Annotated in this window: 11 protein-coding genes and 1 other annotated feature (1 of these 12 running past the window's edge); of the genes, 8 read left to right on the top strand and 3 right to left on the bottom strand. The window is 43.8% G+C overall.

Annotated features, from left to right (window positions below; all coding sequences use genetic code 11):
• Positions 1-144: a binding site (T-box leader), on the top strand (it extends 87 nt beyond the left edge of the window).
• Positions 145-330: 186 nt separating this feature from the next.
• The 3 genes from tyrS (at position 331) to NSQ91_RS18660 (ending at position 3,547) form a co-directional block, all read left to right on the top strand.
• Positions 331-1,590: a tyrosine--tRNA ligase gene (tyrS, locus tag NSQ91_RS18670; RefSeq protein ID WP_076129736.1), complete on the top strand. Its 1,260-nt coding sequence runs from the start codon at positions 331-333 to the stop codon at positions 1,588-1,590.
• A 205-nt stretch (positions 1,591-1,795) separates the two neighbouring features.
• The gene (locus tag NSQ91_RS18665) at positions 1,796-2,083 is read left to right on the top strand and encodes a hypothetical protein (RefSeq protein ID WP_036688213.1); all 288 of its coding nucleotides are present in this window, start codon (positions 1,796-1,798) and stop codon (positions 2,081-2,083) included.
• A 219-nt stretch (positions 2,084-2,302) separates the two neighbouring features.
• Positions 2,303-3,547 (top strand): anaerobic sulfatase maturase, encoded by a 1,245-nt coding sequence (locus NSQ91_RS18660; protein WP_076305395.1) that lies wholly within the window; start codon positions 2,303-2,305, stop codon positions 3,545-3,547.
• 64 nt (positions 3,548-3,611) lie between these two features.
• Here NSQ91_RS18660 and NSQ91_RS18655 read toward each other — a convergent pair whose 3' ends face one another.
• Entirely contained in the window at positions 3,612-4,811 is a 1,200-nt protein-coding gene (locus NSQ91_RS18655; protein ID WP_076182375.1) for an ROK family protein, read from the bottom strand.
• Between the two features lie 186 nt (positions 4,812-4,997).
• On the opposite strand from NSQ91_RS18655, the gene NSQ91_RS18650 reads away from it, so the two are divergent.
• The 5 genes from NSQ91_RS18650 to NSQ91_RS18630 all read left to right on the top strand — a co-directional run bounded on the left by NSQ91_RS18650 (position 4,998) and on the right by NSQ91_RS18630 (position 9,586).
• Positions 4,998-5,660: a chromate transporter gene (locus NSQ91_RS18650; protein WP_305953712.1), complete on the top strand. Its 663-nt coding sequence runs from the start codon at positions 4,998-5,000 to the stop codon at positions 5,658-5,660.
• Positions 5,661-5,671: 11 nt separating this feature from the next.
• Positions 5,672-6,205 (top strand): chromate transporter, encoded by a 534-nt coding sequence (locus NSQ91_RS18645; protein WP_076129733.1) that lies wholly within the window; start codon positions 5,672-5,674, stop codon positions 6,203-6,205.
• A gap of 35 nt (positions 6,206-6,240) precedes the next feature.
• Positions 6,241-7,218, top strand: a complete 978-nt coding sequence (locus tag NSQ91_RS18640; protein ID WP_076305393.1) for a formylglycine-generating enzyme family protein — start codon at positions 6,241-6,243, stop codon at positions 7,216-7,218.
• Between the two features lie 39 nt (positions 7,219-7,257).
• Complete coding sequence (locus NSQ91_RS18635; protein ID WP_076305392.1) at positions 7,258-8,091, top strand: helix-turn-helix domain-containing protein; 834 nt, start codon at positions 7,258-7,260, stop codon at positions 8,089-8,091.
• Positions 8,092-8,197: 106 nt separating this feature from the next.
• Complete coding sequence (locus NSQ91_RS18630; RefSeq protein ID WP_076305391.1) at positions 8,198-9,586, top strand: sulfatase; 1,389 nt, start codon at positions 8,198-8,200, stop codon at positions 9,584-9,586.
• A gap of 81 nt (positions 9,587-9,667) precedes the next feature.
• Here NSQ91_RS18630 and NSQ91_RS18625 read toward each other — a convergent pair whose 3' ends face one another.
• Positions 9,668-11,446, bottom strand: coding sequence for a cache domain-containing sensor histidine kinase (locus NSQ91_RS18625; RefSeq protein WP_340919308.1), 1,779 nt, complete (start codon positions 11,444-11,446; stop codon positions 9,668-9,670).
• Complete coding sequence (locus NSQ91_RS18620; RefSeq protein WP_076305389.1) at positions 11,433-12,872, bottom strand: response regulator; 1,440 nt, start codon at positions 12,870-12,872, stop codon at positions 11,433-11,435. The genes NSQ91_RS18625 and NSQ91_RS18620 overlap by 14 nt, the downstream gene beginning before the upstream one ends.
• Positions 12,873-13,017: the final 145 nt, after the last annotated feature.

The following is a 13,017-nucleotide window of genomic DNA, read 5'->3' as shown; positions in this document are numbered from 1 at the left end:
GAATTACACTTTGGAGTATCTCGGGTAATACCGAGCGGAATGGCGAACGATATCTCGTCAAGAGTGGTATCAATGGTATGCTTGAGCATAAGCGTTTCATGGGTGCAATCTGGGTGGTAACACGGTTATTCAATCGTCCCTATGTCTACAATAGACAAGGGGACGATTTTTTTGTTTTTAAATATAAGGATTTATAGGGTTCGCTTCATCAATGCTCCTTATATTTCTCGCTGAAACGGTCCCGTCCTAATCAGGAGGGCGAACCGTTTCCGCTTGGCGGACTGATGTTTCATTTATAGGATAACTACTAATTTTGAGGGGTGTAAGGCAATGAATATTATCGACGAACTAGAATGGCGCGATGCCATCAATCAACAAACAGATGCCGAAGGGCTTAGAGAACTGACCAATCAAAAATCGGTATCCCTGTACTGCGGTGTAGATCCAACAGGTGACAGTATGCATATTGGCCACTTGATTCCATTCATGGTGCTCAAAAGATTTCAACTGGCAGGACATCGTCCGGTGATTCTTATTGGTGGGGCTACGGGAACGATTGGTGATCCAAGTGGACGTCAATCCGAACGCTCTTTGCAAACGCTGGAGCAAATCCAAGCCAACGTTGACGCACTTACAGCACAGATGAAAAAACTGTTCGTGACTGATGGCGACAATCAAATCCGCATGGTGAACAACTACGATTGGACGCATAAAATCAATGTTATCGAATTTTTGCGTGACTATGGTAAAAACTTCAGCATCAATTCGATGCTTGCCAAGGATGTTGTAGCGAGCAGATTGGACAGCGGAATTTCCTTTACGGAATTCTCCTACCAAATCCTGCAATCCCTGGACTACCTGCACCTGTTCCAGCATGAAGATGTGCAGCTGCAAATCGGTGGTTCAGACCAATGGGGGAACATCACAAGTGGCTTAGATCTGATTCGTAAAAAAGAAGGTTCTGAGGCGGTAGCATTCGGACTTACCATCCCGCTTATGCTGAAAGCCGATGGTACAAAATTCGGTAAAACAGCTGGCGGAGCCATTTGGCTGGATCCGAACAAAACGACAGCTTTTGAATTCTACCAGTTCTGGGCGAATACAGATGACCGTGATGTTGTGAAATACCTGAAGTACTTTACATTCCTCTCTAAAGAACAAATTGATGCACTTGCAGAAAAGGTGCAGACCGAACCGCATAAACGTGAAGCGCAAATAACACTGGCTGAAGAAATGACCAGATTCGTGCATGGTGAGGAATTGCTGGAGCAGGCTAAACGTATTACTGCCGCTCTGTTCAGTGGAGATATTAAATCTCTGACCGCTGACGAGATCGAGCAAGGCTTCAAGGAAATGCCGACCTACGAAACGACATTGGAGTCCAAAAATATTGTGGAGTGGCTGGTAGATCTAGGAATTGAGCCATCCAAACGTCAAGCGCGTGAAGACATCACCAAAGGCGCAATTTCCATGAACGGTGAAAAAGTTAGCGATGTAGCATTTGAAGTTACAGCCAGCGAAGCCATCGGCGGACGTTTTATCATTATCCGTAAGGGTAAGAAAAACTACAGCCTGGTGAAATTGTCCTAATAATAATAAGCCTTCCTTATGAATAAGGAAGGTTTTTTGTTGTATTTTAAGTATAGAGGCCGACTATTTGCATATTAAGTGAAATTTGAAAGGTGAAATCGTCAAAATTATGGTAAGCTTAGGATTCGTGTAATTTATGGATTAACATGATATTCTACAACTATAACAGAAAATTAGGAGTGGTAATTTGAGAAGACAAAAACCAATGACCATGGAAGAATTAATGAATGAGTTACAAGGACAGAAAACGTATCAAGAAGATCCCAATCACATCTCTTTCGAGAAATTGTTTAATGAAGCGTTTATGAGTAAGTATTCCAATTACAAAAGTTTCGATGAGTTTGTAACCAAAGGGAACTTTCAAGTAAAGACAGAAGAAGATGTTGCTGACATACCTGATGAACTGTTTGATCGTCATGTTGTTAGGGAGACGAAGTTTGCGGATTGGAAATCCATGTTGGAAACAGCAAATAGAGAATACGTCCGTAATTAATAAGACTAGTCTCTAACTACCGTTAGACTCATCCACAAAGAAACTGCACACCCTTATTGCTTTGTCCCAACGGACAATGGGGAGTGCAGTTTTTTTGTGCCCAGTTATTTGACCAGCTATGATGTTTTACTCATCGTTGACTCGCAGATCTATGATTTAATTGAACAAATAGGAATTAGGTTTTACAAAGATAGTATTACATAGGAGGGGCAGAATCGTATGACTGCATGTATACAAACCTCTAAGCAGAAGACCCTTCATGTCATGTGGAAAACCGTCTCAGAGGATTGTAATCTAGCCTGTGATTATTGCTATTACAGTACAGCCGGGGGACATCCTCAGCAACCGATCCGGGTGATGGATACGGAGCTTCTGGAGCGGTTTATCGCTCAGTACATGAAAAGATCATCAGGGATAGCGACTTTCTCTTGGCAGGGTGGGGAGCCATTATTGGCCGGACTTTCGTATTTTGAACAAGTGATTTCATTCCAAGCTAAGTACGCTCCACCTCATACGATGATCAGTAATGCACTGCAGACCAATGGAACGCTTATCCATGAGAAATGGGCGAAATTTTTTAAACGGTATAACTTTTTGGTTGGGATTAGTCTGGATGGCCCAGAGCCTATTCATGATGCTCATCGTGTAACGGGTTCGGGAAAAGGCAGTTATGATCTAGTTATGCGTGGGATTCGTCATTTACAGAATGAGGGTGTGGAGTATAGTATTCTGACGGTGATTCATGAAGATAACGTGACGAAACCAGATGAGTTGATGGCATTTTATCTAGAACATACCTTTCCGAATATTCAGTTTATCCCCTGCATGGATTTTGTTTCTCAGAAAAGTGATGTAGCGGGACGTTTCCGAATTACACCCGAACAATACGGAGTCTTTTTATGCCGTACATTTGACCTTTGGTACAATGAGGGGTACCCAGAGCTTCCTATTCGTATTTTTGAGAATATGCTTCTTGTATTCATGCATCGTGAGGCAGAGTTATGCGTTCACAACTCATGTTGCCCGAAGATGATGGTGCTTGAAACGAACGGGGATGCCTACCCTTGCGATTTCTTTATCGATGAAGAGCATAGGCTAGGAAATATCGGCCAAACTGACCTGGAAGCGCTGCTAACCAGCCCATTATATGATGATTTTTTGTTAATGAAGCCCAATATGAATGAATCATGCTATAAGTGTGAGTACCTTAGCTTTTGCAATGGGGGATGTCCGCGCAACCGGAATTGGCTTGATGTTAATGATCGGACTGAGGTTGATTATTTCTGCCACAGCTACAAAATGTTCTACTCATACGCCTATGAACGCATGTTATTACTGGCGAACCGACTTAGATCGGAGCGGATGCTGGAGTACAGGAAAAGTGCAAAACCACTTCCAGGTCGAAATGATCCATGTTTCTGCGGAAGCGGGAAGAAATTCAAAAATTGCTGTCAGGCATTATAAGCTTTGACTACAGAAGGTTGTCCCAACAGTCATGCAAAGGATTGGGAACAACCTTTTTGTTATGCTATAGAACCATATGATTTCTCACCATTATTGCCGCACCCGTCACCACAGCTTCTTCTTTTAATATACCTAGGGAGAAGTGAGGTTGGTATTCAGGATAACGGTAAGTGTTTCTCTGTGCCACCTCCACCGCTGTTTGGAAAAACAACTCGTGAGAGTGAATGAGCGCACCGCCTAGAATGATGGTCTCTGGATGAAACAGGTTGATAACGTTGGCGAGTCCGATCCCGAAGTGGCTGGCAGCTTGGGTAAATAATTCACGCGCGTGTGGATTACCGTCTCTAAAGGCTTGTACCAATACATCATAAGTCAGCTTCTCAGGCGCCACTTTATATCTTTGGAGGATCAGATCGTTGTCCATTTTCGCCTCTGAGCGCGCACTTTGTTCTAGTGCCTGCACAGATACGAATGCTTCCAGAGCCCCGTAGTTCCCGTCATGATTTAATCGGGGTCCATCTGTCTGGATGATCATTTGACCAATTGCATCTTCCATATCCATTGTGCCATGAACAATACTTCCATGCGACATCATCGCATAGCGGAGTCCTGCTCCAGCATGTACATAAAGCATATGCTGAATGTTTGCGTGACGGATAGACCATCGTTCCCCAAGCAGTGCAGAATTGGCACCGTTGTCCAACCATGCCTTGAACCCCGTCCGTTCCTCTACCAGTTTGCAAATCGGCAGATTGTTCCAGCCTGAAGAAGGGAAGTGCAGCGGTTTTAGGATCAAGCCTTGTTCCCGATCAAGTGGCCCCACAGCCCCTATTCCTATCCCGATGATTTGACTGTCCACTAACTGATGGTCCCTAAGGAAAGCGCGTATTTGAATACTGATATGATCTATAAATCTTTCAGGTGTGAATGCCTGATCCATTCGCCAGTGAACTATTGATTTTGGGTTCATTTGCATATCAAATAAACCAAGGGAAGAATACACCCTGGAAATCTCTAAACCGATTATATAACCGTAGGAAGGATTGATCTGGTATAAAATAGGTCTTCTGCCTCCGCTAGATTCTCCAAATCCGCTTTCTATCAGCAAGCCTTCTTCCGTCATCTCATCTAATATCCGGGTCATTGTGCTTTTGGTAAGCGAAAATGTCTGTAAAAGATCCAACTTGGAAACAGTGCCTTGTTCGGCGATTCGGTCGTATAGGAGTTTTTTTGGTGACGGAATATGTGTCGAGCGCTTTTCCACGATATACCTCCAAGCTATATATAGGATGAACTTGTAAGATCGTTTTTTATATAGTTTGTATTTATTAACATGAATATAGTATAACTCATAAACCCTTGGTTGTATTTTACCGTTCAAAAAACTTAATTCCATTTTGGGAAAAAGTGATATAATGAAATTACGACAGATTATATAAGGGTGGATTCCATGAGAACAACTATGAAAACAAATATGATACCGAATACAGACCTGAGGATAAGTCTATTGTTTCAGTTATTTTGGGTATTTGTTCGAATTGGTCCTGTAACCTTCGGGGGAGGTTATGCGATGATCCCTATGATCGAACGGGAAATTTCCGCTAAACGAAAATGGCTGGGTGAAGAGGAGATGGATGAAATTCTATCTTTAGCTGGTGCTGCACCTGGTGGTGTAGGTGTAAATGCAGCAGCATTCATTGGTTATCGTCTTGTTGGTGTGAAGGGTGCGATTGCTGCAATCGCAGGGATAACGATTCCGACCTTTATCATTGTTTGTTTGCTTAGCGCCGTATACTCCCAACTGGCAGACCAGCCAAAAGTCATTGCCGCTATGAAAGGGATAAATGGTGCTGTTATTGCCTTGATCCTAGTAGCTGCATATCGAATGGCCAAGAACGCTATAATTGACAAGACTACCGCTGTTACGGCGTTAGTTATACCGGTTGTTTTACTGGTTTTCGGAATTAATCCCATTTACGTGATTGCAATTGGTTTATGTATTGGGTTTGTATATCTGCAAATTAAACAGCTCTTAGGGCTCCAAGTTCGAACGGAGAAGGAGTCCTTGAAAGCTTCTGATGAAGAATCGAATTATCCGGAGTATTACATCTAGGGGGAAGCGATGTGATTTGGAGTTTGTTTTTCACTTTTATAAAAATTGGCCTTCTTTCTTTTGGAGGAGGGTACGCCATCATTCCGATGATTCAGCATGAAGCTATGGCTGGGGGGTGGTTATCCGAAGGGGAATTCCAAGAGGTAGTTTCCATCGCAGGGATGTCACCCGGGCCTGTTGCAACGAACAGTGCAACCTTGATCGGATATCGTATAGCCGGAATCGAAGGAGCGATTGTGTCAACATTAGGCATGGTTCTGCCCTCATTTTTAATCATCATCGTTATTTCCGTCTTCTTTTATCGGGTGAGGGACAGTCAATGGATTAAAACGTTATTTTATGGTTTGCGGCCAGTGATTACAGGCTTGATTGCCTATGCTGCGATTCGTTTTGGCTTAAATAGCGTGGAACATGCTTTTATTACTTGGCAGACCCTTGGCATGTTGATCATTGTATTCGCTGCACTTTATGGTTTAATGAAATATAAGCTGCATCCGCTCACCATTATCGTTGCTTCTGGCATTCTTGGGGTAGCTTTTTTTTAGACAGAGCCGGGACGATCCCAGATTGGAGGTAAATCATGTCAGAGAATATACGGGCTTGTTGTTCAGCTAGTCGAAATCAAGTCGCGAAACAAGAATCTATTGATGTTTGTAAGGAGAACACAACGGTTCAAGGAGTAACAGGGGTGAAAGATTTCTCGGACATGATCCTTATCCCTGGAGGCACTTTTCTTATGGGGACGGATGATAAGGAAGGGTTCCTCGCAGATGGAGAAGGGCCGACTAGGAAGGTTACCTTATCTTCCTTTTTGATGGATGCAACGGCGGTTACGAACAAGCAGTTTGCTGCTTTTATCAAGGAAACAAACTATGTTACAGATGCGGAACGATTTGGATGGTCTTACGTGTTTCATTCTTTTGTTTCCATGGAGACTGGGAAAAAGGTGACCCAAGTAGCCACTCAAACCCCCTGGTGGTGGGTGGTGGAGGGAGCGGATTGGTGTCATCCTGAAGGTCCGGATTCTCATGTAGATGAACGACTTGATCATCCGGCTATTCATCTATCATGGCATGATGCGGATGCATATTGTCGCTGGGCTGGTAAACGTCTGCCTACGGAAGCGGAGTGGGAGTATGCCGCACGAGGAGGACTGGTTCAGAAACGGTATCCTTGGGGGGACGAATTAAAACCAGGCGGAGAGCATCGCTGTAATATATGGCAGGGAAAGTTTCCCGATAAAAATCATGCCAGCGATGGTTTTGCAGGTACCGCACCTGTAAGTTCCTATCTGCCCAACGGCTATGGTCTTTATAATATGTCAGGAAACGTGTGGGAATGGTGCGCGGATTGGTTTACTAAGGATTATCATTTATTTTCCGAATCCGTGAATCCGAAAGGTCCAGTAAGTGGTGTCGCAAGATCGATGCGTGGAGGATCATATTTGTGCCATAAATCTTACTGCAACCGTTATCGGGTGGCGGCTAGAAGCAAAAATACTCCAGACAGCTCTGCCGGAAATATTGGCTTTCGATGTGCGGCTGATTATACAGGTTAGAGCACTTTTACGACTACTACATAAGAAGGAGGAACTTCCTTGTCCTCTATCATCCATAGTCAGTTTGACATCAGCGTGCTGGACGTCCTAAAGATTCAATATCAGAAGCGGATCCTGTTCGATTACGTCCAGTCTTGTTATACCGTCTCTTATATCCAAAAAGGTGAGGTATTGACGACATCCTCCGAAGGAGAATATGTTGCTTCTGCCGGAGACGTGATGATCCACCGTCCTAACGAGCCTTTTAATGTGATCTCCAAAACGGATGGGATACATTATCTGTTTAATATTAACGCTAAAGTTAAAGACGGAGATGACTTCTTTAAGTTATTCCCTCTAGGCAAGGTGATTCGGGTCCGGGATCGAAGCGAATATGAGCGGAGATTTGACGAATTGCGGAGCCTGTGGTTGCAGGAGGAAGATGATTTCAGGAATGTTCAGGTCGGTTCATTGGCATTTTTTCTTCTTTATGAAATTATGGAGAGTACCAAGCTTGGCGGGCGCCGCTCTTCACGAGATCCCTTTATCACGGACCGCTTTAACGAAGCGTTGCAATATATGGAGGAGAGGCTTGATCAGGAGATTAGTAGAGAGGAGCTTTCCAAGCTCTATCATATGAATCCTGTTTATTTTAGCCGGGCATTTCAGAAAATATATAAACTGACACCCATGCAAATGCTGCGAAAATTGCGGCTGCAGCAAGCTAAACAAATGCTGGAATATACGGATTATACAATCGAGCATATCTCCCAGAGATGTGGTTATTATGATGCTTCACACTTCAGCAAGGTATTTCGTGGCGAATACGGCAAGGGGCCGGCAGAGTACCGGAAAAGTATCGAATTTACAAAAACAAACATCGCTGCTCCATAGCGGAGTTTTCCATATTCATTTACTCTTATAAGCATGAGCAGATCATTCTAAGCTCCCCGAATCGAGCGTAACCATTTCGATGAAAAGGAAAGGCAGGGAAAAACTCATGAGAATCTTGTATTTGGATTTGGATTCGCTTCGCCCGGACCATCTGGGATGTTATGGCTATCATCGGAATACCTCCCCGAATATCGATTCAATCGCTAAAGAAGGTGTCACCTTTACCAACTACTATTGTTCAGATGCTCCTTGCCTGCCGTCTCGTTCCGCCTTAATGTCGGGGCGATTTGGCATTCATAATGGGATTGTAGGGCATGGCGGAACCGCTGCTGATATGCGTAGAGAAGGAGCCAAACGTGAATTCAATGACCGTCTGGGGATGGAGAGCCTTCCGGCTATATTAAGGCAAGCGGCGATGAAAACCGCATCGATCAGCACCTTCTCCGAACGACACTCGGCGTGGACCTTTAACGCCGGGTTCCAAGAAGTGTTTAATGTTGGTGGCAGAGGGCATGAGACGGCAGAGCAGGTGCTTCCAGTGGCACTTAAATGGCTTGAGGATAACGGGGAGTCCGAAAATTGGTTTCTGCACCTGAATTTCTGGGATCCGCATACACCTTATCGTACACCCGAGAGCTACGGTAATCCGTTCGAGAAGGAGCCTTTACCCGATTGGATCACGGAAGAAGTGTTTGAGCTTCACCGAAATAAGAAGGGGCAGCATAGTATTGAAGATATGAATGCGCTCGCGAAATCGCATTATCAGCAGCATTTCAGGCATCAGCAGGAGATAGAGAACCGTGATGACCTGCGTGTTATCTTTGACAACTATGATGCTGGAGTTAAGTATCTGGACGAGCATCTCGGGAAAGTTTTTTCTAAGCTGAGAGAACTTGGCGTGATGGAAGATACGGCTATCTTGATCTCTGCGGATCATGGAGAGAGTCTGGGTGAACTAGGAATTTACTCCGAACATGGCACAGCAGACGAGGCGACTTGCCGTATTCCGATGATTGTTCGCTGGCCAGGGGGCAAGAAGGGAATCGTGGAGGAGGGGCTACATTATCACCTTGATCTAGGACCTACATTAGCGAGCCTTTTGAATTTGAAAGGGGCTGCTTCTTGGGATGGTGAAAGTTATGCAGGTGCCATTCTGGAGGGGAATTTGGGAGGGCGTGAGTATCTCGTAATCTCACAATGCGCGCATGTGTGTCAACGCAGCGTCCGGTTTGCGGATTGGTTATATATACGTACCTATCATGACGGACACCATGGATTCCCGCAAGAAATGCTGTTTGATTTGAAGCATGATCCTTATGAACAACATAATCTTGCCGAAGTGCGTAAAGACGTTTGTATGGAGGCTGTCTATTTGTTGAATGAATGGCATGATCATATGATGGGCTCCATGGATTGTGATATCGATCCATTATGGACGGTACTTATGGAAGGTGGACCCTACCATGCCAAAGAGTATCTGAGCTCATCCTTATAGGATGCTTAATAATATCCTAGTAAATGCGGTGAATGAAAGACATATGAAAGGGAGGTTGCCCTGAATGGGCAACCTCCCTATTTATGTTCTCGCTTTTTGTGGATCTATTAAAGATCCGGGAAGCCTCAAAACGGTCTTCGTCCCGCTACCCTCCTTACTGTACAGCAGAACGCCGCAAGGATCGCCATACTTAAGATTTAGACGATTATTGACATTTAGGAGACCGATATGATCTCCTGATTCTATATTCTTACCAGCCAGCAACTCCGTAAGTTGTTCCAGTCTTGTTGTATCGATACCTACACCATTATCTTCAACCACGATTTCAAGCAGCCCCGCTTCGTTTTTTTCTACGGAGATCAGCAAAATTCCTTGTCCTTGTGCCTCAAGCCCATGACCAAGCGCATTTTCAACAATAGGTTGAAGGATCATTTTAGGCACGGGAATGTGTAACCATTCCTGTGCACACAACAGCTTGTAAGTAAATTTGTCCGGGAAACGGCCTTGGTAAATCCTCACACAAGATTCCGCGATTTTCAGCTCTTCCCCAAGAGTTACCTCCTCTTTGCCTTTGATGCTGTACTTGAGCATTGTGCTTAAGGCGGTAGTCATCTCGAAGATATCCCGATTTCCTTTTACGATCGCAACGCCCTTGATTGTATCTAAAGTATTGCTTAAGAAATGCGGATTAATTTGACTTTGTAAATACGAATATTCCGCCCGCTGCTTTTCCAGATCGGTCAGATAAAGTTGAGTTGAAGCATCGATTAATTGGTCCGTCAAATCGTGGATCCGTGTGGTCATATCGTTGAACTGTCGAGAGATGATTTCAATCTCAGCATAGCCCTTTAAATCGACCTTGTTGTTCAATATCCCCAGACTTCCACCCTTTAATTGATTCATATAGCGCATAAGCCTAGACAACGGTCTTAAGAGATTCATCATAAGTACAGAATAGGGAATAGAGACGACCAGCAAGATTAAGGCTAGAAGAGCATAGCTGACCTTCTTCAATTTCTCCAGTTCTTTCATTAAATTATGGACAGGAACAGCAGTTATGATTTTTCCAGAGATCTCCGGTAAGCTAAAGGACTGAATTGCATATTTCTTTCCATGAACCGTCTCAACGATGGACTCTCCATCCCTTCCAGTTGCCCGAGTTTGAAACTGCTGGAGCATATCCTCCGGCTCATAGCTATTAGAGTAGATCATGCCTTTATCATCCATCATAAAAAAGCTGGTTCCGACCAATCGGGGATACTCAGAAATTTCAGTTTGAATGGCTTTCATATCTACAATAACTGCGAGATAGCCAATTTTTTCACCATATAGGGACGTGTCACCTGAAGCGAAGATGTTCATCCCGAAAAGCAGTTTTCTCTTGTCGATGACTTTGTCTGGAGGACTGTATCCGCGATAATGAACGATTCCATCCTCCTCAGCTGTTTTCATAAGATCGATAGCATATTTTGTTCTTCCTGCTAAGGAAATACGTGTGTTTGAGCTACCGATAACAATAATATCTAAGATATCCGTGTTCATATTTCGGGCGATGCTCAACAATCCTTCAACTTTTTGGGATAGATCGTAGACTCGAAGCTTATCATTCTCGACTAGGAACTTTTGGACGGTCGAATCGTAACCCACATTCATCATCATGGAAGAGACGTTGGCATAGTTGTCAGAAATCCGTTGTTTGAGGAGGGAGACCAGCTCCGTATTGTATTGCGTATTTTGATTAATGATAGTCTCGCTTGATAGTTGGTAGACTCGTGAAACGATGATTGGGATAATGGCAACAATAAATAACCCGAATAGCAAAACCTGAGTACGGATGGATAGTCTCTTAAATGTCTTCATTGTTTAGTTCCCTATATTGTGTAGGTGTCATTTTGAGATGCCGCTTAAAAATTCGTGTGAAATAGAAATAATCCTGAAAACCGCATTTCTCACCGATTTGGTAAATGGAAAGGTTGGTTTCGATCAGCGTTTTACAAGCGTATTCAATTCGTAAACGACTGATATGTTCGATGATGGTCTCGCCGACCTCTTTTTTGAATAATTGGCATAAGTAATTTGGGCTTAAAAAAAACTGATTGGCTAATTGCTGGATCGAAATTTCTTGATTGAAATGGTTGCGGATGTATAACATGATTTCTTTGACTTTGTGGTTTGAGATTCGTGAAATATCAGATTCGTTTCTGTTCATAAAAATATCAAGTGTCATAAGAATCAGATCATCGATCATAGCTTCAGCCGTGCCGTACCGATAATAGAGCTGTTCATATCCTTCAAAAAAACGGCCGCTAACCCGAGTCCCTTCCCGAGGAAATAAGTAGAGGATCGATGTATAGAGCAAATAGGCTTCTTTAATGGTGAACGTTCCCTCTTTGAATAATTTCTTTATCGATTCCATGGCTGCTATGAAACCGAGCCGGTCTTTATTATGAAGAATCCGGGAAATCTCTTTGAGCTTCTCGTCGATCGGTATTTCCTGTTGTGGATTCACCCGGTAACATCCGGGCATCCCCGTTGTGAACATACTGAAAGCAGCATGAGAGGCGGACTCTAAAGACGCATCCAATTGGTGTATATCCGAAATAGGAGGACCGATCCCGACTCCGCACTCTTGTACAACTTCTGTTTGTTCAAGACCCTGGAGGAAGACTTCGTATTGGCACTCTTCCAATAAGTAACCATACCGACGGCGGCTCATTGGGAAGACCAGGGAAGAGAACTGCCTGACATCTACAGGTGAACTTAACCCTTGGATAACAATGGGGATATGGGGGGTATCTTTCGACAAGGGTATTTTCTTCTCATCCAACCATAAGTTAATTCGTTCAAGATCTCCGGAACAAACCGCTTCATAAAGTTCGAAGTCGTGGATAGGTTGTTCTTTAACTGTCTTGGAATCGTGTTGCTGGGCTATTCGGTTGAGCATTCCTTCAATTTCTTCGATTTCAAAGGGTTTGAGACAATATCCGAAAGTACCATAATTCATTGCTTTTTGTGCATAAGCGAACTCGGCATGTCCGCTGAGTACGATAAAGATCGTATCCGGCGCGATGGCCTTGCCACGTTGAATGAGCTCTAGTCCATTCATAACAGGCATCTTGATATCTGTTAGAACAAGGGTGGGGCGAAGCGATTGAATTAATTGAAGGGCTTCTTGCCCGTTTTCGGCATCGTCGATCACTTCAAAGCCGTATTTCTTCCAATTCACTCCTGCTTTAATTCCTTCTACAATCCACTTCTCATCATCTGCAATAATTACTGAACGCATAAGTGTATCCCCCTCTCTTTATAGAGCTCTTAGATTTATCCTAGCGATTGTGGACCAAGGGGGGTATGGACGATCTTACGCTCACTATGTCCGATATTACGTGCCACAGGAAGGTCTCCCGCAAAGGTGTGAAAAATCCACATGA

This window comes from Paenibacillus sp. FSL R7-0048 (assembly GCF_038004505.1).
GTDB lineage: Bacteria > Bacillota > Bacilli > Paenibacillales > Paenibacillaceae > Paenibacillus_AQ > Paenibacillus_AQ odorifer.
Note: the sequence above shows the minus strand (reverse complement) of the source record. Positions and strands in the feature narration are given on the sequence as shown.

Coding starts and splice junctions, on each gene's coding strand:
- tyrS (WP_076129736.1), top strand. CDS start 331: ATGAATATTATCGACGAACTAGAATGGCGCGATGCCATCAATCAACAA.
- NSQ91_RS18665 (WP_036688213.1), top strand. CDS start 1,796: ATGACCATGGAAGAATTAATGAATGAGTTACAAGGACAGAAAACGTAT.
- NSQ91_RS18660 (WP_076305395.1), top strand. CDS start 2,303: ATGACTGCATGTATACAAACCTCTAAGCAGAAGACCCTTCATGTCATG.
- NSQ91_RS18650 (WP_305953712.1), top strand. CDS start 4,998: ATGAGAACAACTATGAAAACAAATATGATACCGAATACAGACCTGAGG.
- NSQ91_RS18640 (WP_076305393.1), top strand. CDS start 6,241: ATGTCAGAGAATATACGGGCTTGTTGTTCAGCTAGTCGAAATCAAGTC.
- NSQ91_RS18630 (WP_076305391.1), top strand. CDS start 8,198: ATGAGAATCTTGTATTTGGATTTGGATTCGCTTCGCCCGGACCATCTG.
- NSQ91_RS18625 (WP_340919308.1), bottom strand. CDS start 11,446: ATGAAGACATTTAAGAGACTATCCATCCGTACTCAGGTTTTGCTATTC.
- NSQ91_RS18620 (WP_076305389.1), bottom strand. CDS start 12,872: ATGCGTTCAGTAATTATTGCAGATGATGAGAAGTGGATTGTAGAAGGA.